Genomic DNA, 23498 nt, shown 5'->3' with positions numbered 1-23498 from the left:
GCGGTTCTGTGGCGACATCTACCCCTAAACACCAGCCACTGGCGGAGCTGCTCCGTCCTAAAACGCTAGGACAAGTCATCGGCCAGCAGCACGTGCTGGGTGAGGGTATGGCGCTCCGGCTCGCGTTCGAATCGGGTCAGCCCCACAGTTGCATTTTGTGGGGCCCGCCCGGTGTCGGCAAGACGACCATTGCCCGGCTCATGGCCGACGCCTTCGATGCCCAGTTCATCACCATCAGCGCGGTGCTGGGTGGCATCAAAGAAATACGCGAGGCGGTCGACCAGGCCTTGCTCGCCCGAGACGGGCTGGAGCAGCGCCACACCATTGTGTTTGTCGACGAGGTGCACCGTTTCAACAAAAGCCAGCAGGATGCATTTTTGCCGCACGTGGAGAGTGGGCTGTTCACGTTCATCGGCGCGACTACCGAGAACCCTTCATTTGAAGTGAACTCTGCGCTGTTGTCGCGTGCAGCAGTGTATGTTCTGCAGCCGCTGGATACGGATAGTTTGAAGGAAATAGTCCAACGAGCCCAGGCGCAACATGCGCTGCCAGCTATAGAAAATATAGCAACGGATCGTTTGATCGCCTACGCCGATGGCGATGCTCGCCGGCTTCTCAATACCTTGGAAACGCTGGGGGTCGCAGCCCGCCAGGAGCAAATCAGTGAGATCAGTGACGCGTGGTTGCTCAAGGTCCTGGGTGAGCGCATGCGCCGTTACGACAAAGGCGGTGAGCAGTTTTACGACACGATTTCGGCCCTGCATAAAAGCGTGCGGGGGTCGGACCCCGATGCGGCGCTCTATTGGTTCGCCCGGATGTTGGACGGGGGCGCCGAGCCACGCTACCTGGCGAGACGCTTTATCCGGATGGCCGCAGAAGACATCGGACTCGCTGACCCGCGTGCACTGAGGTTGGCGTTGGATGCTGCTGATGTGTACGAGCGCCTGGGCAGCCCGGAGGGAGAGCTCGCTTTGGCCGAGTGCGTGGTGTACCTTGCCATCGCGCCCAAGAGCAACGCGGTGTACAAAGCCTTCAACGAGGTCAAGGCGTTTGTGAAAAAAGACGGGACCCGCCCGGTTCCTCTGCATTTACGCAATGCTCCGACGAAACTGATGAAGGAGCTGGATTACGGCAAGGGCTACCGTTACGCCCACGACGAGGAGGGCGGGTTTGCCGCCGGCGAGCGCTACCTGCCGGAGGGTATGCCGGATACGGAGTTCTACCGGCCGGTGGAGCGGGGCTTGGAGATCCGTATTGCGGAGAAGCTACGCGATTTGAAGCGGCGTAACCAGTAGGAAATCTAATAGTGCATGAAATAGGGCACGAGTTGCCGAATCGGCATAGTTCTCAAGGGTAAACCCACCCTGCGCCCCCGAGACCCACTTGCCCGACCTCGCTAGAATCGCGGCACTGCTTTTGGCCTGCACCGCCAGTGAACCTGACGTGGCAGGCTTATTGCTTTAGATGGTCTAACGCCACCAGTGTTAACGGCCATGGCCGTTCGCGCAACAGAACAACGGAGTTTTTTATGGATATTTTTATACAACAGATCATAAATGGTCTGGTGTTGGGCAGCATGTATGCGCTCATTGCACTGGGTTACACCATGGTCTACGGGATCATTAATTTGATCAACTTCGCTCACGGTGAAGTGGTGATGGTCGGTGCCCTGACCAGTTGGACCATCATCGGGTTGATGCAAGAGTCCATGCCCGGAACCCCTGGTTTTGTGATCTTGTTGATTGCCTTGATCATTGCCTGCGTCGTTGCCGCGGCATTGAACTTCGTGATCGAAAAAGTGGCTTACCGTCCACTGCGCAACAGCCCTAAGCTCGCCCCGCTGATTACCGCTATCGGCATGTCCATTCTGCTGCAGACCCTGGCCATGATCATCTGGAAGCCTAACTACAAGTCGTACCCCACGCTCTTGCCCGGCAACCCTATTGATATTGCCGGCGCCGTGATCACACCTACCCAGGTCATGATTCTGGGCGTGACCGCTGCGTCTCTGGCCGTTCTGATGTGGTTGGTCAACTACACCAAGCTGGGTCGTGCGATGCGTGCCACAGCAGAGAACCCACGTGTGGCGGCCCTGATGGGCGTGAAGCCCGATGTGGTGATTTCAGCGACCTTCATCATTGGTGCCGTGTTGGCGGCCATTGCCGGTGTGATGTATGCCTCTAACTACGGCACCGCGCAACATGCTATGGGATTTTTGCCCGGTCTGAAGGCTTTCACTGCAGCTGTGTTCGGCGGTATCGGCAACTTGGCCGGTGCGGTGGTCGGCGCCTTGTTGCTCGGCTTGATTGAGGCGATTGGTGCCGGCTACATTGGTGCCTTGACCGGTGGAGTTTTGGGCAGCCACTACTCTGACATCTTTGCTTTTATTGTTTTGATCATTGTGCTGACACTGCGTCCTTCCGGTCTGCTGGGTGAGCGCGTTGCGGATCGTGCTTGAGGAGAACCCGCACATGAACCCCCAAAAACGTCTTTTGACCATGCTGGCCGCTGCCGCCGGCCTGTTGATCCTGCCTTTTATCCTGCAAGGATTTGGCAACGCCTGGGTGCGTATCGCCGACATGGCTTTGCTCTTCGTGTTGTTGGCCCTGGGGCTGAACATTGTGGTGGGCTATGCCGGTCTGCTTGATCTGGGTTACGTGGCCTTCTTCGCCATCGGTGCCTACATGTATGGCTTGATGTCATCCCCGCACCTGATTGAAACCTTCCCAGCGATTGCTGCCATGTTCCCGGACGGTATGCACACGCCGATCTGGCTGGTCATTCCGCTCGGTGCGGCGCTCGCGGGCATATTTGGTGTCCTGTTGGGTGCGCCTACTTTGCGCTTGCGCGGTGACTACCTCGCGATCGTGACTTTGGGCTTTGGTGAAATCATCCGCGTGTTCATGAACAACCTGGACCACCCCGTCAACATCACCAACGGACCCAAAGGCATTAACCAGATCGACCCTTTGCACTTCTTCGGGCTGAACCTGGGTAAAAAGCTCATGATCGGCGACTTTGAAATCGCGTCAGTCACTCTGTACTACTACCTGTTCTTGGCCTTGGTTGTGGTCAGCGTGATCATCTCCCACCGCTTGGAATTGTCCCGCGTGGGTCGTGCCTGGATGGCCATCCGCGAAGACGAAATCGCTGCGAAAGCCATGGGTATCAACACCCGCAACATGAAGTTGCTGGCATTCGGCATGGGTGCGACGTTTGGTGGCGTGTCCGGCGCCATGTTTGCATCGTTCCAAGGTTTCATTTCTCCCGAGTCCTTCAGCCTGATGGAGTCGGTGATGATTGTGGCCATGGTGGTACTGGGCGGCGTGGGTTATCTGCCCGGCGTGATTTTGGGCGCGGTCTTGCTGGCTGCCTTGCCGGAAGTGTTGCGTTACGTGGCAGGTCCTTTGCAGACCTTGACAGACGGCCGCCTGGATGCCTCCATCCTTCGCCAATTGTTGATCGCCTTGGCGATGATCAGCGTCATGCTGCTGCGCCCCCGTGGCTTGTGGCCAGCGCCCGAGCACGGCAAGTCCCTGCAGAACACCAAGAGCTGAAATTTGCGAGCTCCCTGCTGCCGGGCAGCAGGGGTCTTCAACTGATTGGATAACCTATGACAGATACAGTATTGAACGTCTCCGGCGTCTCCAAGCGCTTCGGTGGCTTGCAGGCTTTGAGTGATGTGGGCATCAAAATCGAACGGGGTCAGGTCTACGGCTTGATCGGCCCGAACGGTGCCGGCAAGACCACGTTCTTCAACGTGCTCACCGGTTTATACACACCCGATAGCGGTTCTTTTGAACTGGCCGGCAAAACCTACCACCCGACTGCAGTGCACACCGTGGCCAAGGCGGGTATTGCGCGTACTTTCCAGAACATCCGTTTGTTCGCCGAAATGACGGCGCTTGAAAACGTCATGGTCGGTCGTCACATCCGCACCCACTCGGGATTGTTGGGCGCCATGTTCCGCACCCGCTCCTTCAAGGCAGAAGAAGCCGAGATTGCCCAGCGTGCCCAGGAGCTGCTGGAGTATGTGGGTATCGGCAAGTTCGCCGACTACAAGGCCCGTACTTTGAGCTACGGGGATCAGCGTCGTCTGGAAATCGCCCGTGCGCTGGCTACCGATCCCCAACTGATCGCGTTGGACGAGCCAGCGGCAGGTATGAACGCCACGGAGAAGGTCATGCTGCGCGAGCTCATCGACCGTATCCGTAAAGACAACCGCACCATTTTGCTGATTGAGCACGATGTGAAGCTGGTCATGGGCCTCTGCGACCGCGTGACTGTGTTGGACTACGGCAAGCAAATCGCTGAAGGCACGCCTGCGGATGTGCAGAAAAACGAAAAAGTGATTGAGGCCTATCTGGGCACGAGCGGCCACTAAGGATTGACAAATGACTACTCAGACTCTGCTCAAAGTTAAAGGCCTGAAAGTGGCCTACGGCGGCATTCAAGCCGTTAAAGGCGTGGACTTCGAAGTGCGCGAAGGTGAATTGGTCTCCCTGATCGGCTCCAACGGTGCCGGCAAGACCACCACCATGAAGGCCATCACCGGGACCTTGCCGATCAATGCCGGCGATATCGAATATCTTGGCAAAAGCATCAAGGGCCAAGGCCCTTGGGACCTGGTGAAACAAGGGTTGGCCATGGTGCCGGAAGGCCGGGGTGTTTTCACCCGCATGACCATTACCGAAAACCTGCAAATGGGTGCTTACATCCGCAGCGACAAAGACGGTATTTTGGCGGACATCGAAAAAATGTTCACCATCTTTCCGCGTCTGCGCGAGCGTAAAGACCAGCTGGCCGGCACCATGTCCGGTGGCGAACAGCAAATGCTAGCCATGGGCCGTGCATTGATGAGCCGCCCCAAGGTATTGCTGTTGGATGAGCCGTCCATGGGTCTGTCTCCCATCATGGTGGACAAGATTTTTGAAGTGGTGAAAGACGTGTACGCCCAAGGCGTGACGGTTTTGCTGGTGGAGCAAAACGCAAGCCGCGCCCTGTCGATCGCCAACCGTGGCTATGTGATGGAGTCCGGCATCGTGACCATGACCGGTGATGCCAAAGACATGCTCACAGACCCCAAGGTGCGTGCAGCATACCTGGGCGAGTAAGGCCCCGGCCGCATCCGGACACAAGCTGTTACGCAGCTTTGCAATCCGGATGTCGGTGAATTCTTGAGAGCTCCCGTTGAAAGGGCATGGAATATTCCATGCCCTTTTTTCTTTTGGAGCCCGCCCATGTTTTATCGCGCCATTTTCACCACGGCAGTGGTGCTTTTCTCCGGCCTGACGTTTGCACAAAATGCGCCGGTGCCCAAAGACCCGCTGGCAACGCCCGGTATCGACAAGCGCGAAGCCGTCTTGGACAAGCGGGTGGAGCAGGGCGTAGGCTCAGGTCAACTCACCGCCCGTGAGGCCCGTCGTCTGCAGCGCGCAGATGCCCGCATCGACAAGGCTCAAGACCATGCCGCCGCCGACGGCGTGGTGAGTCGGGGAGAGCGCAAGCATCTCCGTTCGATGCAGCACACCGAAAGCAAAGCCATTCACCACCAGAAGCATGACCGCCAGGTGGACCTCAACCTGGACGGCAAAAAAGATCGCAAAGGCTGATTGCTGTCCGGCGGAGATCAGTTGCCGGCTTTGTCGGCTTCTGAAGTGAAAGCATCGGCATAGAACTCGTCGGGGTCTAGGCCTGCTTGCGCTACAAAATCGCGGCGGGCCGACTCCACAACGATAGGCGCACCACAGGCATACACCTGGTAACCCTGCAAGTTGCTGAAGTCCGCTAGCGCGGCCTGGTGCACAAAGCCTGTGCGCCCGGTCCACTGGTCTTCCGGCTGCGCATCCGACACCACTGGAACGTAGTGCAAGGAAGGCATCTGGAGTTGGAATTCCTTCACCCAGCTGTCCATGTACAGATCAGCCGGACGGCGGCCGCCCCAATACAAGGCTACCGGGCGTGTGCAAGCTGTTTGAAGCATGTGTTCCAGCAAAGCCTTGATAGGGGCAAAGCCCGTACCTGAGGCGATCATCAGCATGGGTTTGTCAGAGTCTTCCCGCAGGTAGAAAGAGCCGTGCGGGCCCTCCACACGCAAGATTTCTTTTTCCTTCATCGCGCCGAACACGTGGTCGGTGAATTTACCGCCCGGCATGTGGCGGATATGCAGTTCCACGCTATTGCCCTGCGGCGCGTTGGCCATGGAGTAGCTGCGCCGTGCGCCATCACGCAGCAAAAATTCAATGTACTGGCCGGCTTTGTATTGGAAGGCGTCGTTCGCGGGCAGCTGCAGATGAATCACCATTACGTCGGCAGACACCTTCTGCAACGTGGTCACTCTGGTCGGCATTTTTTTGATGGGCAGCGCGCCTTCCGCCGACACTTGGCGGGATTCAAGGACTACATCTGCGGTAGGTGTAGCGCAGCAGGTGAGCACCATGCCTTGCGACTCCTCTTCTGCACTGAGAGCTTTCGCTTGATGCGCCCCGTGCTGCACGCTACCGGACAGCATTTTGCATTTGCAAGACCCACATGCGCCGTCCTTACAGCCATAGGGCAGGCCAACCCCTTGGCGGATGCCGGCGGCCAGCAGGGTCTCATCATGTTGAGCGCTGAATTGGCGACCACTGGGCTGAACCGTGACGGAAAAAGTGCTTGCTGCAGAGAGGTTCTCGCTCATCTTGGGTATCCTAGCTGGGTACTGTGTAGAAAGCCCTCGATTTTGCCTTCAAACCAATCCCCACTTGGCGCGCTTCCTTCTCGCTTTCGTCGCCAGCGCATTCTGGTGATCGGTTGCGGGGATGTCGGGCTTCGGGTCGTGCGCACCGTGGGAGCCCGGGTCCAGTGGCGGGCGCTGACATCGAGTCCGGACCGCGTATCCGCCTTTCGGGACTCTGGTGTTCTGCCTTTGCAAGGCAACCTCGACCGGCCGGCCACCTTGCGCCGCCTCGCAGGGCTGGCAGATCGCGTGCTGTATCTGGCGCCACCGCCTTCGGAGGGGTGGACCGATCCGCGCATGGCGGCCATGACGCGCGTGCTGCGTTTGCGGCAGCCGCCGCAAGCTTTGGTGTATGCGTCGACGACTGGTGTCTATGGCGACTGCCAAGGGCAATGGGTCACCGAGGGGCGGGCGCTGGCGCCTCAGACCCCGCGGGCGCAGCGCCGTGTCCATGCGGAGCTCGTGGCAAGGGTATGGGGAAGGGCCACCGGCACACCGGCTTCTATTGTGCGGATACCGGGTATTTATGCCCCCGACCGCACCGGCGGCACGCCCAGAACCCGGCTGGAGAAAGGTACGCCTGTATTGCAGGCAGAAGACGATGTCTACACCAACCACATTCACGCCGATGACCTGGCCGCTGCCTGTTGGCGTGCCCTGTGGCGTGGCGCGCCGCAGCGGGTTTACAACGTGAGTGACGACACCCGCTTGAAGATGGGGGATTACTTTGATCTCGCGGCCGACCTGTACGGCTTGCCAAGACCTCCCCGCGTACCCCGGGGCGCAGCGGTGGAGCAATTGCCGGTGATGCTGCTGAGCTTCATGAGTGAGTCCCGCCGAATGGACAACTCACGCATGAAATCTGAGCTGGGCGTGAGGCTCCGTTATCCGGATGTGGCGACCGGTTTAGTCTCGCCATCCGGCACGCCATAGGCCTTGCACAAAATTTTCCAGATCAGCCAGCTGGTCATCAGGGTAATCGGGGCGGCCCAGAGCACATCACTGAACCAGTGGGCTACCGCGGACATGCGCGAAAAGCCGATGGCCAAACCCGCTGCGGTACCGGCGATCAGCCAGCGGGTGCGGCGTCGTGCATGAATCAGCATGAGGCTGCCAAAAAAGAAGCCACACGCCACATGCCCGCTGACGAATGAGCAGTTGTTGTCGCACTGGTCTGTCATGACGGTGGCCCGGCTGAATTGTTGGGTACCGCCGAAGTTCTCGACCTGGTAGGGGCGAGCGCGCTGCCAGTGCTCTTTAAAGCCCCAATTGACCACTGCGCCGGGGCCGGCAATTCCTGCACAGACCACAAAGGCCAAAGGCAGCCGCCATGCCTTGTAGCGCTGCACCAGGTGGGCACCCAGCCAACCGATGGCGCAGACCACCAACATGACCCTGAATGCCGCGGGAACCCAAGCGTTGATCCACTCCACCCACCACCAGCTTTTGGACGCAATGGCGGGCGTCTCACCCACAAAAAGCGCTGCTGCTTGCAAATCAAGGCTTGGCCATAGGGTCGGCACCAAGGCGGCAACAACCGAGGCAGCAACAAGCTGCCAAAACAGCGCGGGAGTGTTGTTCACAGTGGGCGGCATGGAGTGGGTGCGGGCTGTTGGTGAAACGGGGATTGTGAATCACGCCGGTTACAGCCCTCGGCGGGGGCGGGGCTTTGCGGCGTTTGCACAAAGAAAAAGCCGAATGTTCAAAGAACATTCGGCTTCAATCTGGTGCCCAGGGCCGGACTCGAACCGGCACGCCTTGCGGCGGGGGATTTTGAGTCCCCTGAGTCTACCAATTTCACCACCTGGGCAGGTAATTTGTGAAGCTCGAATTATGGCACATTTACGGCATGAAATATCCAACTATTGAAGAAGCCATCGGAAAAACACCCTTGGTCGCCTTGCAGCGTATCCAGGCCAGCGACAACCAGGCGCGCAACAACGTGCTTTTGGGCAAGCTCGAAGGCAATAATCCCGCGGGCTCCGTGAAAGACCGGCCCGCCTTGTCCATGATCCAGCGCGCTCAGGAGCGCGGCGATATTCAGCCCGGCGACACGCTGATTGAGGCCACTTCCGGCAACACAGGCATTGCCTTGGCCATGGCGGCGGCCGTGAAGGGCTACCGCATGGTGTTGATCATGCCGGAGGACCTGTCGATTGAGCGCGCCCAAACTATGAAAGCCTTCGGTGCGGAGCTGATCTTGACGCCCAAGAGCGGTGGCATGGAATACGCCCGTGACTTGGCAGAGCAAATGCAGCGTGAGGGCAAAGGCCGGGTGCTGGACCAGTTTGCCAATGGCGACAACCCGCGGGTGCACTACGAGACCACCGGTCCGGAAATCTGGGAGCAAACCGGCGGCCGCATCACCCACTTTGTGAGCGCGATGGGGACTACCGGCACCATTACCGGTGTCTCCAAGTTTTTGAAGGAAAAGAACCCCGCCATCCGCATCATCGGTGCGCAGCCTTCTGAGGGGTCGCGCATTCCCGGCATCCGCAAATGGCCGCAGGAATACCTGCCCAAAATTTACGACCCCCGCAATGTGGACGAGCTGGTCTACGTGAGTCAGGCGGACGCGGAAGACATGTGCCGCCGTATGGCGCGGGAAGAGGGTATTTTTGGTGGCATATCGGCGGCGGGCGCTTGCTGGGTTGCGCAAGAAATTGCCAAACGCGAGCGGGATGCTGTGATCGTGTTCATTGTGTGCGACCGCGGAGACCGTTATTTGTCTACCGGCGTGTTCCCTGCCTGACGCCGATTTATCAATGAAATATGCCGCTAGACCATACGAGTAAAGCGGTAGTAGCTCCTGAAATCATAGCAAAGGCACGTATGTCTGCAGTGTTCAAGTTTTGCCCCCAGTGCGCGACTCCGCTGGCCGAAATCACCCTGGCCGAAGACGGAGGTGACAAAACCCGCCTGCGTTGCCCGTCCTGCGACTTCACCCACTGGAACAATCCAACTCCGGTGCTCGCGGCGGTGATTGAGTACAACGGCCAGATCCTGCTGGCCCGCAATGCGGCCTGGCCGGGCAAGATGTATGCGCTGATTACCGGCTTTATGGAGGCGGGTGAAACGCCCGAGGAGGGTATTGCCCGCGAGATTGCCGAAGAAACCAACCTCACCACCACCGGGCTGAATTTGCTGGGGGTCTACGACTTTCAGCGCATGAACCAGGTCATCATCGCTTACCACGCGGTGTGCCATGGTGAGGTCAAGCTCAGCCCGGAGCTGGTGGACTACCGGCTGTACAACCTGGCCGATGTGAAGTGCTGGCCGGCCGGCACCGGCTATGCGCTGGCGGAGTTTTTGCGCTCCCGGGGGCATGAGCCGCAATTTATCGACCCTGTCTGGCGCAAAGACGTGGAAGTGCCCGGAGACTAAAATCAGCCACTACGCCAGAAAGCAGCCTGCATGAACTTCAACAAAGAAATTGACACCAGCGGACTGAACTGTCCGCTGCCCATCCTCAAAGCCAAGAAAGCACTGGCAGAGCTACAAAGCGGCCAAACGCTCAAGGTAGTGGCCACAGATCCCGGCTCGCTGCGGGATTTTCAAGCTTTCACCAAGCAGACCGGCCACGAGCTGGTGGAGCAGCAGACCCTGGGTACCAGCTTTATCCACGTGCTGCGCCGCCGCTAAACCCGGGCAGCGGGTACAAAAAAGCCGGCCCGTGAGCCGGCTTTTTCTTGCGGGCTGCGGGGTTACCGCAGCGCGCCGTCAGGCCAAGCGAGCGAGTTGCTCTTTGACCTTCTCCAGAGTGGCGGCAAAGTCGGCAACCCGCTTGCGCTCTTGCTCCAACACGGCAGCAGGGGCCTTGGCCACAAAGGCCTCGTTGCTGAGCTTCACGCTGGCTTTGCTGATTTGCTCTTCCAGGCGTGTCACTTCTTTGCCCAGACGGATTTTTTCAGCCGCCACGTCCACCTCGACAAACAGGCAGACGCGGGCCTCGCCAACCACGGCGACCGGCGCCGACTGGGCAGCGGCTTGCCAGCTGGCTTCGTCGGCAAACACCTTCACCTCGCTCAGCTTGGCCAAGGCCTGCAGCACGGCCGCAGAGGACTGCAGGAACGCGGCCTCTGCGGCGGTCTGGGCCACCACATACAGCGGCAGGCGGGCGGCGGGCGACACGTTCATCTCGCCACGCAGGTTGCGGCAGGCGTCCACCAGCAGCTTGAGTTTGGCAACGTGGGCGATAGACGCCTCGTCGATGCGCTCTGGCTGCGCCTGCGGGTAGGCCGCAATCGACACTGACGGGCCGCTGCGGCCGGCCACCGGCGCCACCTTTTGCCACAGCTCTTCGGTGATGAAGGGAGCAATCGGGTGCAGCAAGCGCTGGATGGTTTCCAGCGTGCGGATCAGCGTGCGGCGGGTGGCGCGCTTTTGCGCGTCGTTGCCGGTGTTGATTTGCACCTTGGCGATTTCCAAGTACCAGTCGCAGAACTCGTTCCACACGTAGTCGTAGATCGTGTTGGCCACGTTGTCCAAGCGGTACTCCGCAAAGCCCTTGGCCGCTTCAGCCTCGGTCTTTTGCAGCAGGGAGACGATCCAACGGTCGGCCTGGCTGAACTCCAGGTAGCTACCGGTGTCGCACGCTGCGGCGTCGTGGTCTTGCAAGCCGCAGTCCTGGCCTTCGCAGTTCATGAGCACAAAGCGGGTGGCGTTCCACAGCTTGTTGCAGAAGTTGCGGTAGCCCTCGCAGCGCTTGCTGTCGAAGTTGATGCTGCGGCCCAAGCTGGCCAGTGCCGCAAAGGTGAAGCGCAGCGCGTCCGCACCGTAGGCGGGAATGCCTTCGGGGAACTCTTTTTGCGTGTTTTTGCGCACCTGGGGCGCGGTCTCGGGTTTGCGCAGGCCGGTGGTGCGCTTGTCGAGCAGCGGGTCCAGCGCGATGCCGTCGATCAAGTCCACCGGGTCGAGCACGTTGCCTTCAGACTTACTCATCTTTTTGCCCTGCGCGTCGCGCACCAGGCCGTGGATGTAGACGTGCTTGAACGGCACCTGGCCGGTGAAGTGCGTGGTCATCATGATCATCCGGGCGACCCAGAAGAAAATGATGTCGTAGCCGGTCACCAGTGTGCTGCTGGGGAGGTAGAGGTCGTAGTCGCTGAGTGCGTTGGCGTTGGCATTGGCACCGCTGGCGGAAGCGCCGGAACCGGCCTTGCTCATACTCGCTGCGCTCGCAAAATCGCTGCGTCCGGCACCAGCGCTTCCGCCAGCTCCGTCGTTGCCCCAGCCCATGGTGCTGAAGGGCACCAGTGCGCTGGAGTACCAGGTGTCGAGCACGTCTTCGTCGCGGCGCAGGGTTTTGCCCAGGGCTTTGGCTTGCGCTTCGGCCTCGTTGCGGGCCACGATTACGTTGCCGTCTTCGTCGTACCACGCGGGGATCTGGTGACCCCACCAGAGTTGGCGGCTGATGCACCAGTCCTGGATGTTGTTCATCCACTGGTTGTAGGTGTTGACCCAGTTCTCGGGCACAAACTTCACCTCACCGCTCTGCACCGCGTCGATGGCTTTCTGGGCGATGGACTTGCCGGTGGCGTCGCCCTTGCCCACTTGGTTCATGGCAACAAACCACTGGTCGGTCAGCATGGGCTCAATTACTTGGCCGGTGCGGGCGCAGCGCGGCACCATGAGCTTGTGCTTTTTCACCTCAACCAAGAAACCACCGGTTTCGAGGTCGGCCACGACCTTCTTGCGGGCCACAAAGCGGTCCAGGCCTTGGTAGGCAGCGGGGGCGTTGTCGTTGATTTTGGCGTCCAGGGTCAGCACGCAAATCATGGGCAACTTGTGGCGTTGGCCGACTTGGTAGTCGTTCTGGTCGTGGGCAGGAGTGACCTTCACCACGCCGGTGCCGAAGGCCTTGTCCACGTAATCATCGGCAATGACCGGAATCTCGCGGTCACACAAAGGCAGCTTGACCATTTTGCCGATCAAGGCGGCGTAGCGCTCGTCTTCGGGGTGCACCATCACCGCCACGTCGCCCAGCATGGTCTCGGGGCGGGTGGTGGCCACGGTGATGTCGCCACTGCCGTCAGCCAGCGGGTAGCGGATGTGCCAAAGCGAGCCGTCTTCCTCTTCGCTCTCGACTTCCAGATCCGACACCGCGCTCATCAAAATCGGGTCCCAGTTCACCAGCCGCTTGCCACGGTAGATCAGGCCTTGCTCATAGAGCTGCACAAAGGTCTCGGTGACCGTTTGCGACAGCTTGGGGTCCATGGTGAAGTATTCGCGGCTCCAGTCCACGCTGTCGCCCATGCGGCGCATCTGGGTGGTGATAGTGTTGCCGGACTTTTCTTTCCACTCCCACACCTTTTTGGTGAAGGCCTCACGGCCCAGGTCGTGGCGGCTGACTTTTTGCTCTTGCAGCTGGCGCTCCACCACGATCTGAGTGGCGATGCCGGCGTGGTCGGTGCCCGGAATCCACGCGGTGTTGAAACCGGCCATGCGGTGGTAGCGGGTCAGGCTGTCCATGATGGTCTGGTTGAACGCATGGCCCATGTGCAGCGTGCCGGTCACATTGGGTGGAGGCAGCTGGATGCTGAAATTCTTACCCTGGGCAGCCGCTGCCGCATCCGGCGCGCTGGTGCCGCGGAAACCGGCGATGCCGTAGCCGCGCTTTTCCCACTCGGGGCCCCAGTGCGCTTCCAGCGCAGCGGGTTCAAACGACTTGGAGAGGGACTGCAGACCCGGTTGCTCAGGGGCGGTGGGGGCTGCGGGAGTGGGGGCGGAAGCGGTGTCAGACATGGAGGTTCTTCTAAGAGCGAGCGGCGATTTTACCGGTGCATGTGAGGGGAGTGCGGGTCGCTATGCTTTGAATAGCTACTCGCGCAATTAATGCGAGGGCTGCAGGCCGATTTGATGCCTAAAAAAGGTGTGGCGAGGCTTCTTCTACACTGGGGCTCCATTTGACAAGGAGTACCCTGATGCCCAAAGGATATTGGATCGGTCGCGTGGAGGTGTTCGACACCGAGGCTTACAAGGCCTACCAAGCGGCGAACGCCGCGCCGTTCAAGGAATATGGCGCCCGTTTTCTGGTGCGCGCCGGCCAGTTTGAGAACCCGGAGGGCGAGAGCCGCAGCCGCAATGTGGTGATTGAGTTCCCCAGCTACCAGGCGGCGCTGGACTGCTGGCATTCACCGGCCTACCAAGCCGCCATTGCCCTGCGCAAAGAGGTGTCGGTGAATGACCTGGTGTTGGTCGAGGGCTACGAGGGCGCACAACCCGGCGATTGACTCGCAGGACCAACGCCTTAGGGCGCGGGCCGGTGATTTGCAGTGTGGCAGGGCTGAGAAGGCTCAGGCGCTGGGTGGTGCCAGGTAGGTGCCTGACTTGCCGCCGTGTTTTTCGAGCAGCTTCACATCGGTCATGACCATGCCTTTGTCGACGGCTTTGCACATGTCGTAAATCGTCAGTAGGGTCACTTGCACGGCGGTCAGGGCTTCCATTTCCACGCCGGTGCCGCCGGTAGTCTCGGCAATGGCCAGGCACTGAATAGCGGGCAGGGTGGTGGCGGTGGCGTGGATCACCTCAAACTCAATAGCGACCCGGGTCAGCATGATGGGGTGGCACAGGGGAATCAGGTCGCTGGTTTTCTTGGCAGCCATGATGCCGGCCACGCGGGCCACGCCCAGCACATCGCCCTTGGCGGCCTGCGCGTTCTGGATCAGGTCCAGCGTGTGCTGCTGCATCTGGATACGCCCGCCTGCTACCGCTTTGCGATGCGTCAGGGCTTTGCCGGCGATGTTGACCATGTGGGCATCGCCCTTGGTGTCGAAGTGGGTCAGAGCGGAGCTGTTGTCGGATGGGTTGCTCATGGTGTCGTCCTCAGTCGCAAGGGGTTGAAAGGGGTGGCGGTCGGCGCGGGCTTCACAAGCTGCGCAGGGCACCTTCAATGTGCGGCTCGCCATGGGGCAAAACCTTCAAAACAAAGCGGGTGCAGTCCGCCTCTTGCCGGCTATGTAAGGCCACTTCGCCGGGAATCAACAGGGGGCGCTTGAAGCGCACGTCAATCTCAATGGCCTCGCAGGCGGGCCGGTCCCGCTGCAGCAGGGCCACGCAACGCGCTGCGCTGAACATGCCGTGCCCGATGGCCCGCGGGTAGCCAAACAAGCGTGCGCTGAGTGCGCTGATGTGGATGGGGTTCCAGTCGCCGGAGGGGCTGGCAAACTGCCGCCCCGCATTGCCGGCCACAGCCCACTGCGCCAAGGGTGGCCCCCAGTCGGGTTGGGCGGCGGGCGCCGGTTTAGGGCCCCGGTGGGGGCTTGGGGCCAGAAAGGTACTGCGCTCTGTCCACACCGTTTCACCGCCAGCCAGCAGACGGGTGTGCAGGGTGAACTCCTGTCCGCGGTCGGTGGCCAGCAGGCCGTCCATTCGGCAGTCCATGTCGAGCACCTCGCCGTCGCCGATGGGGCGCAGGCATTGCATGTGGTTGCTCAGGTGGACCAGACCCAGCAGGCGCAGGGGGAAGCGCGCGTGGCTCATGACTGCCATGTGCAGCGGCATGGCCATGGCGTGCAAAAACAGGGGCGGCAGGGTGTGGTTGGCCGGTAGCCCGCAGCGCTGGCGGTAGGCCTGCAGCTTGGCCGCCGGGGCTTGCGCGCCCTGCCAAGAGGCGCTGAATGTGATGGTTAGCGCACCATCGGGCGCTTGCGCGGGGCGGCCCGCCAACAGGCTGCGGGCCAAGGCCCAGCCGTTGCGCGGGCGGTGCTGAAAATCAAGAGAAATCGGGGTTGCGGCGGGCTGCGTCATGGTGCCGCCATTGTGCATGGCGGCACCGGCCCCGGCAGGCTTCGAAGCCCCTGTTTTAGGGCGCGTCCACCAGCGCGCGGATGTTGAGCAGGGTCAGCTCGTTGTCGTCCGGCTGGCCCAGGGTGCGGCCGCTGGAGTAGGGGAAGTTGTTGTCGTTCACCAGCACGATGTGGTGGGCGTCCACCACGGTCAGGCCTTCAGGTCCGAGGTGGGGCAGCACAAAGGTTTCTTCGTTAGGCCCTACCTTGGCCAGGCGCTGCGGGTTGGCGATTTTGGTGAGGTCAATATAGGCCACCTTTTTCACAAAGCCATCCGCATCGGTCTGGGCGAAGTCGATCTTGTAGACGCGTTTGAACTTGGCCGGGCGGGTAAAGCAGTCGGTGCGGGGCTCGTCTTTGCAGACCTTGCCCGAGCCTTCGGTGCTGTCGTCGCGTTCGATCACGAGGCCGGTGGTGGCGCTCAGCATCTGGAAGTCGGCGGCCACGTTGCCCGCCTCTTCAAACGCGTATTTCCACTGGCGGGTGCTGTAGGTTTTGCTGGCGGCATCCAGCTCCAAAATGCGGGTGTAAGGCTTGCCCTTGTGCATTTCCTGGGTCTTGGTGGTGGCGTCCCACAGGGGCCACTCCAGCATGGGGTACAGGGTCTTGCCGTCCAGCGACTTGGCCATGGGCTCAAAGCCACCGCTACGGCGGGCCTCGAAAGTAGCATCGCCCGGGTAGTTGGGCAGGCGGCCGTTCATGTAGTGGTCAGGGCTGCGGTAGGCCTTGCCGCCCACCACGGTTTCAACCACGCCCAGCACTTTGCCCTGGGGAGTTACGCGCAGCACATAAGGGCCGAACTCGTCGCCGATCCACCACTCGTCGCCCACGATTTGAATGGACTCGGGGTCGAAGTCAATGCCGGTCAAAAAGCGCTCGGTGGTGGCTTCGTTCTGAATGGCAAAGGGCACTTTGCGGTCCGGGTCCTGCAAAAAGGTGGTTTTGAGGCGGGTGACAGTGCCCTTGGCCCAATCGGCCTTCACCCGGTGCACCATCAAGAGTGCGTCTTGCGAGTTGAGCTTGCTGCCGAAGCCGTTGTCGGTGAGCGCCAGAAACTCTGCGTTCCCCAAGGAAACGATGCCCGAGAATCCCTGCACCGACTGGCCTTTGATGGGCAGTGCGCCGCCCGATTTGCGCGGGTACTTGGGGTCGCCCACGAAGCTGATGCCGTCAATGCTGCCCAGCACTTCGGTGCGCTGGCGGTTGGCCGCGTTGAACTTGCCGGCAGTCTCAAAAAACGGGCCGGCCGCCTTGGGGGCTTCGACGGTGGTGGAGGCGGGCAGCGCGGCGTGGCCGGCCAGCACGGCGGTCACTTCGGTTTGGGCGGAGGCGCCGATCACGCTGAGTGCCAGTGTGAGCGCGGTGGCCAGGCGGGTGAGGGGCAAGCAGGGCATGGTGGTGAAAGTTCCCGGTTAAAGATGGCACCGAGACTAAGTCGCCCATATGAAGAAACCGTGACGCGGCTGCGGGGCTTGGCGTGGGCCAAGGTTGGCGCACACGCCTTCGGGATAAACTGGCCTCCCGCTGTGCGCAGCCCGCCCGGTGCGGCGGCCCGGCGCCCCGATTGCAGCGTTTTTTTCACGAATTGCCAGCCGCCGCGTGCGGCCCCCGAATTGCCATGTTGTTTGTACTGTCCCCCGCCAAATCGCTGGATTACGAAACCCCCCTGAACGGTCAGCCCCACACGGCCCCTTTGTTCGTGAAGCAGTCCAAGGAGCTCATTGCCTTGCTGCGGGACTACTCGCCCCAAGACATTGCCAGCCTGATGGACCTGAGCGACAAACTCTCGGCCCTGAATGTGGCGCGCTATGCCGCCTGGTCCCCCAAGGCCAGCGAGAAAAATGCACGCCAGGCCGTGCTGGCTTTCAATGGCGATGTGTACGACGGGCTGGATGCCAAAACGCTGGGCACCGAAGATCTGGACTGGGCGCAGAGCCATGTGTGCATCTTGAGCGGCCTCTATGGCGTGTTGCGCCCCTTGGACCTGATGCAGCCCTACCGCCTGGAAATGGGCACCAGCCTGAAGGGCCCGCATGGCAACAACCTCTACCACTACTGGGGCAGCCAGCTCTCGGACTACCTGAACACCCGCCTGAAAGCCGACACCACTCCGGTGGTGGTGAATCTGGCGTCTAACGAATACTTCAAGGCGGTGGACCTCAAGGCCCTGAAGGGCCGGGTGGTGGAGTGCGTGTTCCAGGAATACAAAGACGGCAAGTACAAAATCATCAGCTTCTTCGCCAAAAAAGCGCGGGGTTTGATGGCCCGCTATGCCATCACCCACCGCCTGAGCACGCCCGAACAACTCAAGGGTTTTGATGTGGATGGGTATGCATTTGCCGCTGAAGAATCCACGCCAGAACGCTTGATTTTTAGAAGAAAACAGGCTTAAGCCCCCGTAAATAATGCGCAGGTAGCTATGAAAATAAGAGCAAATGGTATTGAGATCGAAGTCGAAGACAGTGCCGCGCGGGATGCGTCTTTTGCGGATAAGCCCACGGTGCTGCTCATCATGGGGCTGGGCCTGCAGCTGATCGCCTGGCCGCCGGAGATGGTGGCGGGGCTGGAGGCCGCCGGCTACCGCGTGATCTGTTTTGACAACCGCGATGTGGGCCTGAGCACCCGCATGGACGCTATGGGCAAGCCCAACCTGATGTGGGCCAGCCTGCAGTACAAGCTGGGCTTCACGCCCGCAGCCCCTTACTCGCTGAGCGATATGGCGGCAGATGCCATCGGCGTGCTCGATGCGCTGGGCGTGCGCCAGGCCCACGTGGCGGGCGTGAGCATGGGCGGCATGATTGCGCAGCGCGTAGCGCTGGCGGTGCCGCAGCGGGTGCTGAGCCTGACCAGCATCATGAGCAGCAGTGGTGCCAAAGGCCTGCCGGGCCCGGCCCCGGAGGTGTTGCGCGCCATGATGAGCCGACCCATGGGCACGAGCAAAGCCGCAATGGTGGACCACTCGGTGGCGCTGTTTCGTGCGATCGGCAGCCCCGCGTTTCCTATTCCTGAGGCCGACTTGCGTGCCCGCATCACCCGCGGGGTGGAGCGTGCGCTGTACCCCGTGGGCACCCTGCGCCAGATGGTGGCGGTGGTGTCTGACAAGGACCGCGCCGCCTTGTTGGGGCGCATTACCGCGCCCACCCTGGTGGTGCACGGCAGTGCAGACCCCCTGGTGCCCCTGGCCTGTGGCGAAGACACGGCGCGCCGCATTCCCGGTGCTACGCTCCTTCGCATCGACGGCATGGGCCACGATTTGCCGGCCGAGCCCGTGCGCCGCATTCTGGCCGCGCTCTTGGCCCACATTGACAGAAAGCATTGAATGAACACCCCAGAGCAAAGCCAACTCGGCAAATCGTCGGCCTATATCGACCAGTACGACGCGTCCCTGCTGTTTCCGATACCCCGTGCCGGTAAGCGCAGCGAGATCGGCATCACCGGCGCGGCACCGTTTTTTGGCGCTGATTTGTGGACCGCGTTTGAAGTGAGCTGGCTCAACCTGCGCGGCAAGCCGCAGGTGGCGTTGGCCCACTTCACCATTCCCGCCGAGACACCCAACATCATCGAGAGCAAGTCCTTCAAGCTCTACCTCAACAGCTTTAACAACACCCGCTTTGCAGATGCCTCCGAGGTGCTGGCGCGCTTGCGCGCCGACATTGCAGAAGCGGCGTGGCGCGGTGGCCCGGTGCAGTCGGTAGGCGTGCGCGTGCTGGGTGTCGACCTGTTTGACCGTGAGCCGGTGCATGAACTCGATGGCCTGAGCCTGGACCGCCTCGATGTGGACTGCACCCACTACCAACCGGCCCCCGAGCTGCTCAGTACCGCGCCGGCCGAAGAGGGCATCGTGACCGAAGTGCTGGTGAGCAACCTGCTCAAAAGCAACTGCCTGGTCACCGGCCAGCCGGACTGGGGGAGTGTGCAAATCAGCTACACCGGGCTGGCCATTCAGCAAGAAGGCTTGCTGCAGTACCTGGTGAGTTTTCGCAATCACAACGAGTTCCATGAGCAATGCGTGGAGCGCATCTTTATGGACATCTGGACCCGGTGCAAACCGGTCAAGCTCACGGTCTACGCCCGCTACACCCGCCGCGGCGGGCTCGACATCAACCCCTTGCGCACCAGCCATCCGCAAGCCTTGCCCGGCAACATCCGCACGGCGCGGCAGTAATTCTGCTATAAAAAATATAGCTGCTCGCGCAATCTTTACAAGGGCTAGGCAGCTATTTCCTCTGAAGTGAGTGAGGCCATAAAGGCACCGACCGGCTGAGGCCTGCCAAGTAAGTAGCCTTGGTGCAAATCGCAACCGTGGGCCGATAGGAAGCTGTGCTGCGCCTCGGTCTCCACCCCTTCAGCCAAAACCTCCAGCCCGAGGTTACGCCCCATGCCGATGATGGTCTGGATGATGATGGAGTCCGTCGCCTGCAGGCCGATGTTGTGCACAAAGGACTGGTCAATTTTGAGCTGATTCAGGGGCAGGCGCGTCAGGTACGACAGCGAGGAGTGCCCGGTGCCGAAGTCGTCCATCGAGAAGCGCACGCCCAGAGATTTGAGCGCGTGCATTTTCTCAATGGTGTCTTCCACGTTGTCGAGCACCAGGCTCTCGGTGAGTTCGAGTTTCAGCAGTTCAGCGTGGGCACCGGTGGCGCGCAGGGTGCGGGCCACCTGGTTCACAAAATCAGGCTGCCGGAACTGGCGCGCACTGACATTGACCGAGAGCTGGAAATGGCGGAACTCCGGTTGTGATTGCCACGCCGCCAGCTGGGTGCAGGCCTGCTCCATGACCCACAGGCCCATGGGCAGAATCAGCCCCGTCTCTTCGGCCACCCCGATAAACCGTGCCGGCAACACCAGCCCTTCGGTGGGGTGGTGCCAGCGGATCAAGGCCTCTGCCCCCACCGGGGTGCCGCTGCTGCTGGCCTGCACTTGGTAGAACAGCTCAAACTGCGCCTCCTGCAGGGCCAGCCGCAGGTCAATTTCCAACGCTGCGCGGGCCTCAATCACCGCCAACATGCCGGGGTCGAAAAAGCAGAATGCATTGCGTCCGCTGCTCTTGACCTGGTACATCGCAATATCTGCCTGCTTGAGCAGCTCGGCGGCATCCTGGGTGTCTTCCCCGAACAAGGTCGCGCCCAGGCTGCACGAGCTCCGGTGGCTTTTTTCGTGGAGCGTGAAGGGCTCCGCCATGGCCCGCAAGATGTTGTCGCCCACCAACTGCGCCTGGCGGGCAGCTTCGGCCTCGTCCGGGCTGAGGTCCAGCAGCATGATCACGAATTCGTCCCCGCCAAGGCGGGCCACGGTGTCGGCCTCCCGCACACAATTTTTCACCCGCACCGCCACTTGCTGCAGCAGCAGGTCCCCCACGTCGTGGCCCAGCGTGTCGTTGAGGGTTTTGAAATGGTCGAGGTCCATGAACAGCAAAGCCCCGCGCCGCCCGCTGCGCAGGCTGGCAATCAGGGCCTGCTGCAGGCGGTCGGTGAGCAGCCGGCGGTTGGGCAGGCTGGTCAGCGGGTCAAAGTAGGCCAGTTGCGCAATTTCGGCGCTGGCGCGCCGCAGGCGGGTCACGTCCTGGTAGACGATCACGACACCGCCATCGGGCGTAGCCCGCTCGGTGATTTCGATGATGCGACCGTTGGGAAACTCGCGCTCATGGCTGTGCATGCCGAGTTTCAAGATCGCCATGCGGTTGCTCACCCACTGCTCGCGGGCTTGTTGCGGCACATCGCCCAGCGTCTCAGTAGCGGTCACCATCAGCATTTCTTCGAAGGAGCGCCCCACGCGGATTTCTGCGGTCTGCCAGGGGTAAAACTCCAGGTAGCGGCGGTTCCAGGTCACCACACGCCGCTGGGCATCGAGCAGCAGAAAGCCGCTTTCCATAGACTCCAGCGCCTGGTCGGTGGTGGCCTTGGCATGGCTGATAGAGCGCTGTGCCCGACCCATGCTTTGCAAATAGCGCAAGGCAGCATAACCGGCCGCCCCCAGAAACAGGCTGAACACCAGGCCCACCATGCCGACCAGCTGCGCCTGAAACTGCCACTCTGCCAGCACCGTGTCCATGGGAATACTGGCGGTGATGAGTAGTTCGTTGTAGAGCATGGGGCGCGAAGCCACCAGTGCCGGCCGCTGCTGAATGCGCGAGGGCATGGTCTGCACCACGCCGAAGGACTGCGGAGTCATGGCCGGGCTCAACACGCTACCTGTCAAGGTGTCTTGGGGCGGCACGCTGGCCAGGAGCTGGCCATTGCTGCGCTCAATGGTGGCCTCCAGCGCATTGATGTCCGCACCCTGAACCAGAATGGTGGTCAGCGGGTTCACCGGCACTTCGGCCACTGCCAGCAGCTTGGTGCCGTCTGCCAAGGGCAAATGCCGCGCAAACAGCAGCACCATTTCGGCGCTGTTGGGGCTCATAAAGGGCTGGCTGATTACGAGGGTGGAAATCGGGTGGCTGATGGCCTCGGTGGCAAAGCCCTTGGGCAAGTCCAGGGTTCCCTCGCTGCTTCGCGCGGCAGAGCTCGCCAGCACCGTGCTCTGGGCATCGATCAGCCAGACGCTGCGGACCAGCAGGTTTTGGCGGGTGGCACCCTGAATGAGTTTGCCGGCCAGCGGGCCTTCGAGCCAGTCCGCCTGCATGTTTTCGAGGTTGAGCAGGCTGCTGAGGCTGGCCAGCAAAACATCCACCCCCAGCAAGCTGCGGTTCGCCGCGGCTTGGGCGCCGGAGACAAAGCGGCTGGCCTGGGCCTGGCCGTCGGCGATGGCGTTGCGGTGCAGGTCCCGCACCAGCACCACACTGGCGGCCAGCACCGAGAGCACCAGCGCCGCAGTGATGGCGGCCACCGCATGTTGAACTTTGAACTTGTAACGAATCATCAACGTGCAGGTGGCGGGGCGGAGGCTTCGTGCAGGGGCCCGATGGTGTGGTCCCAGACCGACTGGCACTGCTGGTGGCAGCGTTGCTTCCAGCGCGGGAGAACCGTGTTGCGCAGAATGTCATTCACCAGCTGCGTGTCTGCAGCACTGGCGGTGACCTCTTTCATTTGCCCCGGGCGGCCGGTTTTGCAGCTGGCGTCGCCCCGGTTGCAGGCCAGGCCTTCGGCGGTTTCGCGTTCGCTTTCTGCCCAGATAGCGGCCTCCAGCTTGGGGAGTTCCCGGCTGAGCACGGCGCGCAGGTCCCCGGGCAGGGCGTTCCAGGCACCCACGTTCGCCCCGAACAGGGCCAGGCCCCAGGTGATCGGGAGGGTGTGGATATGGCTGGTGACCTCGTGCAGCCCGATGGTGTTGCCTGACATAGTGCCGGTAATAGCGCACTCGGTGTTACCGGACTGCATGTTGAGCATGAGCTGACTGAAGCCCACCAGCACCGGGACCGCGCCCAGTGCGCCCATCAAATCCGCCTGAGAGGTTGACGACACGCGCACCCGCCGCCCTTTGAGCTCCTGGAGCCCGCGGAAAGGCCGTTTGCAATACAAAACCTGCGCGGGGTAGGTGTACACCGCCAGCAACTCCACCCCGTGTTGGGCGCGGAGCATTTTCTGCATGTAGGGTCGGAAAGCATCGAGATGCTTTTTAAGCGTGCTGATGTTGGGGTTCAGGCCGGCGAGGTCCAAGGCACCCAGGCCCGGGTACTGCGCGGCAGACTGACTCATTAACGCGGTGCCTAAAGGCGTCACACCGAGTGACATGAGGCGTAGCATTTCTTCGCCGGGTACCCCTGATTGGTCAAACGGGGCAATTTCGGCACTGTATTTGCCGCCGGTCAGGCGGGTCAGCTCCCGGGTCCAGAAGGGCTCTTCATGCCTCACGTACTGATTGAGCGCGGCCAAGCCGCCCACCACCCGCAGTTTGGCCATGGGGGCCGCGGCGGGCACGGTCTGGGCCGTGGCGCAGGCCAGAAATGCCAACCCTGCGAAAGCAAAAGCCAAGGCTCGGCGAAAGCAAGGGCGCAAATTCAAGGGGTGCTCCAACGTGTTCGGGTAACACATCGTAACGTCTGCGCCCACCGT

General features: G+C 61.2%; 22 protein-coding genes and 1 tRNA gene. 14 read left to right on the top strand and 9 right to left on the bottom strand.

Features of this window, described 5'->3' with window-relative positions:
• The first annotated feature begins 8 nt into the window (after positions 1 to 8).
• From QZW03_RS05700 to QZW03_RS05675, 6 genes are all read left to right on the top strand, one after another.
• Positions 9 to 1295, top strand: coding sequence for a replication-associated recombination protein A (locus QZW03_RS05700; RefSeq protein ID WP_296509016.1), 1287 nt, complete (start codon positions 9 to 11; stop codon positions 1293 to 1295).
• A gap of 233 nt (positions 1296 to 1528) precedes the next feature.
• Complete coding sequence (locus QZW03_RS05695) at positions 1529 to 2458, top strand: branched-chain amino acid ABC transporter permease (RefSeq protein WP_296509015.1); 930 nt, start codon at positions 1529 to 1531, stop codon at positions 2456 to 2458.
• 13 nt (positions 2459 to 2471) lie between these two features.
• Positions 2472 to 3557, top strand: a complete 1086-nt coding sequence (locus QZW03_RS05690) for an ABC transporter ATP-binding protein (protein WP_296509014.1) — start codon at positions 2472 to 2474, stop codon at positions 3555 to 3557.
• A gap of 56 nt (positions 3558 to 3613) precedes the next feature.
• Positions 3614 to 4384 (top strand): ABC transporter ATP-binding protein, encoded by a 771-nt coding sequence (locus QZW03_RS05685; RefSeq protein WP_296509013.1) that lies wholly within the window; start codon positions 3614 to 3616, stop codon positions 4382 to 4384.
• Positions 4385 to 4394: 10 nt separating this feature from the next.
• Positions 4395 to 5114, top strand: a complete 720-nt coding sequence (locus QZW03_RS05680; protein WP_296509012.1) for an ABC transporter ATP-binding protein — start codon at positions 4395 to 4397, stop codon at positions 5112 to 5114.
• Positions 5115 to 5240: 126 nt separating this feature from the next.
• Positions 5241 to 5612, top strand: a complete 372-nt coding sequence (locus QZW03_RS05675; RefSeq protein ID WP_296509011.1) for a hypothetical protein — start codon at positions 5241 to 5243, stop codon at positions 5610 to 5612.
• Positions 5613 to 5629: 17 nt separating this feature from the next.
• On the opposite strand, the gene QZW03_RS05670 is transcribed toward QZW03_RS05675, so the two are convergent.
• Positions 5630 to 6679 (bottom strand): CDP-6-deoxy-delta-3,4-glucoseen reductase, encoded by a 1050-nt coding sequence (locus QZW03_RS05670; RefSeq protein WP_296509010.1) that lies wholly within the window; start codon positions 6677 to 6679, stop codon positions 5630 to 5632.
• A 42-nt stretch (positions 6680 to 6721) separates the two neighbouring features.
• Between QZW03_RS05670 and QZW03_RS05665 the strand changes: the two genes are divergently transcribed.
• Positions 6722 to 7651, top strand: coding sequence for an SDR family oxidoreductase (locus tag QZW03_RS05665; protein WP_296509009.1), 930 nt, complete (start codon positions 6722 to 6724; stop codon positions 7649 to 7651).
• Here QZW03_RS05665 and QZW03_RS05660 read toward each other — a convergent pair.
• On the bottom strand, positions 7603 to 8313 hold the full coding sequence (locus QZW03_RS05660; RefSeq protein WP_296509008.1) for a phosphatase PAP2 family protein: 711 nt from the start codon (positions 8311 to 8313) through the stop codon (positions 7603 to 7605). The genes QZW03_RS05665 and QZW03_RS05660 overlap by 49 nt on opposite strands.
• Before the next feature lie 130 nt (positions 8314 to 8443).
• A tRNA-Leu gene (locus QZW03_RS05655) sits at positions 8444 to 8528 on the bottom strand.
• A gap of 39 nt (positions 8529 to 8567) precedes the next feature.
• On the opposite strand from QZW03_RS05655, the gene cysM reads away from it, so the two are divergent.
• The 3 genes from cysM to QZW03_RS05640 all read left to right on the top strand — a co-directional run bounded on the left by cysM (position 8568) and on the right by QZW03_RS05640 (position 10360).
• On the top strand, positions 8568 to 9470 hold the full coding sequence (gene cysM / locus QZW03_RS05650) for a cysteine synthase CysM (RefSeq protein WP_296509007.1): 903 nt from the start codon (positions 8568 to 8570) through the stop codon (positions 9468 to 9470).
• A gap of 80 nt (positions 9471 to 9550) precedes the next feature.
• Positions 9551 to 10102 (top strand): NUDIX hydrolase, encoded by a 552-nt coding sequence (locus QZW03_RS05645; protein WP_296509006.1) that lies wholly within the window; start codon positions 9551 to 9553, stop codon positions 10100 to 10102.
• Positions 10103 to 10132: 30 nt separating this feature from the next.
• The gene (locus QZW03_RS05640) at positions 10133 to 10360 is read left to right on the top strand and encodes a sulfurtransferase TusA family protein (protein ID WP_296509005.1); all 228 of its coding nucleotides are present in this window, start codon (positions 10133 to 10135) and stop codon (positions 10358 to 10360) included.
• 78 nt (positions 10361 to 10438) lie between these two features.
• Here the strand turns inward: QZW03_RS05640 and QZW03_RS05635 are convergent, their stop codons facing one another.
• A complete protein-coding gene (locus tag QZW03_RS05635) occupies positions 10439 to 13462 on the bottom strand; it encodes a valine--tRNA ligase (RefSeq protein ID WP_296509004.1) in 3024 nt (1007 codons plus the stop codon).
• A 179-nt stretch (positions 13463 to 13641) separates the two neighbouring features.
• On the opposite strand from QZW03_RS05635, the gene QZW03_RS05630 reads away from it, so the two are divergent.
• The gene (locus QZW03_RS05630; RefSeq protein ID WP_296509003.1) at positions 13642 to 13950 is read left to right on the top strand and encodes a DUF1330 domain-containing protein; all 309 of its coding nucleotides are present in this window, start codon (positions 13642 to 13644) and stop codon (positions 13948 to 13950) included.
• 63 nt (positions 13951 to 14013) lie between these two features.
• Here QZW03_RS05630 and moaC read toward each other — a convergent pair whose 3' ends face one another.
• The 3 genes from moaC to QZW03_RS05615 are packed head-to-tail and all read right to left on the bottom strand — an operon-like array spanning position 14014 to position 16898.
• On the bottom strand, positions 14014 to 14532 hold the full coding sequence (moaC, locus tag QZW03_RS05625; RefSeq protein WP_296509002.1) for a cyclic pyranopterin monophosphate synthase MoaC: 519 nt from the start codon (positions 14530 to 14532) through the stop codon (positions 14014 to 14016).
• Between the two features lie 52 nt (positions 14533 to 14584).
• Positions 14585 to 15466 (bottom strand): MaoC/PaaZ C-terminal domain-containing protein, encoded by an 882-nt coding sequence (locus tag QZW03_RS05620; protein WP_296509001.1) that lies wholly within the window; start codon positions 15464 to 15466, stop codon positions 14585 to 14587.
• A 55-nt stretch (positions 15467 to 15521) separates the two neighbouring features.
• Positions 15522 to 16898 (bottom strand): esterase-like activity of phytase family protein, encoded by a 1377-nt coding sequence (locus tag QZW03_RS05615; protein ID WP_296509000.1) that lies wholly within the window; start codon positions 16896 to 16898, stop codon positions 15522 to 15524.
• Positions 16899 to 17122: 224 nt separating this feature from the next.
• On the opposite strand from QZW03_RS05615, the gene yaaA reads away from it, so the two are divergent.
• From yaaA to queF, 3 genes are read left to right on the top strand one after another with little or no spacing between them, the layout of a single operon-like run.
• Positions 17123 to 17896 carry a peroxide stress protein YaaA gene (yaaA, locus tag QZW03_RS05610; protein ID WP_296508999.1) on the top strand — a complete coding sequence of 258 codons (774 nt, stop codon included), beginning with the start codon at positions 17123 to 17125 and terminating at the stop codon, positions 17894 to 17896.
• A 27-nt stretch (positions 17897 to 17923) separates the two neighbouring features.
• Positions 17924 to 18823 carry an alpha/beta hydrolase gene (locus QZW03_RS05605; protein WP_296508998.1) on the top strand — a complete coding sequence of 300 codons (900 nt, stop codon included), beginning with the start codon at positions 17924 to 17926 and terminating at the stop codon, positions 18821 to 18823.
• Positions 18824 to 19669, top strand: a complete 846-nt coding sequence (queF, locus tag QZW03_RS05600) for an NADPH-dependent 7-cyano-7-deazaguanine reductase QueF (RefSeq protein WP_296508997.1) — start codon at positions 18824 to 18826, stop codon at positions 19667 to 19669.
• 44 nt (positions 19670 to 19713) lie between these two features.
• Here queF and QZW03_RS05595 read toward each other — a convergent pair whose 3' ends face one another.
• Both QZW03_RS05595 and QZW03_RS05590 read right to left on the bottom strand, forming a co-directional pair.
• Complete coding sequence (locus QZW03_RS05595) at positions 19714 to 22365, bottom strand: EAL domain-containing protein (RefSeq protein ID WP_296508996.1); 2652 nt, start codon at positions 22363 to 22365, stop codon at positions 19714 to 19716.
• Positions 22365 to 23447 carry a TRAP transporter substrate-binding protein gene (locus QZW03_RS05590; protein WP_296508995.1) on the bottom strand — a complete coding sequence of 361 codons (1083 nt, stop codon included), beginning with the start codon at positions 23445 to 23447 and terminating at the stop codon, positions 22365 to 22367. Before QZW03_RS05590 ends, QZW03_RS05595 begins: the two co-directional genes overlap by 1 nt.
• Between the last annotated feature and the right edge of the window lie 51 nt (positions 23448 to 23498).

The sequence above is a fragment of the Rhodoferax sp. genome, assembly GCF_013297935.1.
In the GTDB taxonomy this organism is placed as follows: Bacteria; Pseudomonadota; Gammaproteobacteria; order Burkholderiales; family Burkholderiaceae_C; genus Allorhodoferax.
The sequence above is the reverse complement of the archived record's forward strand: the minus strand, read 5'-3'. Positions and strand labels throughout refer to the sequence as shown.

What these genes read in the sequence shown, in the direction of transcription:
- QZW03_RS05680 (WP_296509012.1), top strand. Translation starts at nt 4,395, where the DNA reads ATGACTACTCAGACTCTGCTCAAAGTTAAAGGCCTGAAAGTGGCCTAC.
- QZW03_RS05635 (WP_296509004.1), bottom strand. Translation starts at nt 13,462, where the DNA reads ATGTCTGACACCGCTTCCGCCCCCACTCCCGCAGCCCCCACCGCCCCT.
- QZW03_RS05690 (WP_296509014.1), top strand. Translation starts at nt 2,472, where the DNA reads ATGAACCCCCAAAAACGTCTTTTGACCATGCTGGCCGCTGCCGCCGGC.
- QZW03_RS05660 (WP_296509008.1), bottom strand. Translation starts at nt 8,313, where the DNA reads ATGCCGCCCACTGTGAACAACACTCCCGCGCTGTTTTGGCAGCTTGTT.
- QZW03_RS05685 (WP_296509013.1), top strand. Translation starts at nt 3,614, where the DNA reads ATGACAGATACAGTATTGAACGTCTCCGGCGTCTCCAAGCGCTTCGGT.
- queF (WP_296508997.1), top strand. Translation starts at nt 18,824, where the DNA reads ATGAACACCCCAGAGCAAAGCCAACTCGGCAAATCGTCGGCCTATATC.
- QZW03_RS05675 (WP_296509011.1), top strand. Translation starts at nt 5,241, where the DNA reads ATGTTTTATCGCGCCATTTTCACCACGGCAGTGGTGCTTTTCTCCGGC.
- QZW03_RS05630 (WP_296509003.1), top strand. Translation starts at nt 13,642, where the DNA reads ATGCCCAAAGGATATTGGATCGGTCGCGTGGAGGTGTTCGACACCGAG.
- QZW03_RS05640 (WP_296509005.1), top strand. Translation starts at nt 10,133, where the DNA reads ATGAACTTCAACAAAGAAATTGACACCAGCGGACTGAACTGTCCGCTG.
- QZW03_RS05595 (WP_296508996.1), bottom strand. Translation starts at nt 22,365, where the DNA reads ATGATTCGTTACAAGTTCAAAGTTCAACATGCGGTGGCCGCCATCACT.
- QZW03_RS05615 (WP_296509000.1), bottom strand. Translation starts at nt 16,898, where the DNA reads ATGCCCTGCTTGCCCCTCACCCGCCTGGCCACCGCGCTCACACTGGCA.
- cysM (WP_296509007.1), top strand. Translation starts at nt 8,568, where the DNA reads ATGAAATATCCAACTATTGAAGAAGCCATCGGAAAAACACCCTTGGTC.
- QZW03_RS05605 (WP_296508998.1), top strand. Translation starts at nt 17,924, where the DNA reads ATGAAAATAAGAGCAAATGGTATTGAGATCGAAGTCGAAGACAGTGCC.
- moaC (WP_296509002.1), bottom strand. Translation starts at nt 14,532, where the DNA reads ATGAGCAACCCATCCGACAACAGCTCCGCTCTGACCCACTTCGACACC.
- QZW03_RS05695 (WP_296509015.1), top strand. Translation starts at nt 1,529, where the DNA reads ATGGATATTTTTATACAACAGATCATAAATGGTCTGGTGTTGGGCAGC.
- QZW03_RS05645 (WP_296509006.1), top strand. Translation starts at nt 9,551, where the DNA reads ATGTCTGCAGTGTTCAAGTTTTGCCCCCAGTGCGCGACTCCGCTGGCC.
- yaaA (WP_296508999.1), top strand. Translation starts at nt 17,123, where the DNA reads ATGTTGTTTGTACTGTCCCCCGCCAAATCGCTGGATTACGAAACCCCC.
- QZW03_RS05670 (WP_296509010.1), bottom strand. Translation starts at nt 6,679, where the DNA reads ATGAGCGAGAACCTCTCTGCAGCAAGCACTTTTTCCGTCACGGTTCAG.
- QZW03_RS05620 (WP_296509001.1), bottom strand. Translation starts at nt 15,466, where the DNA reads ATGACGCAGCCCGCCGCAACCCCGATTTCTCTTGATTTTCAGCACCGC.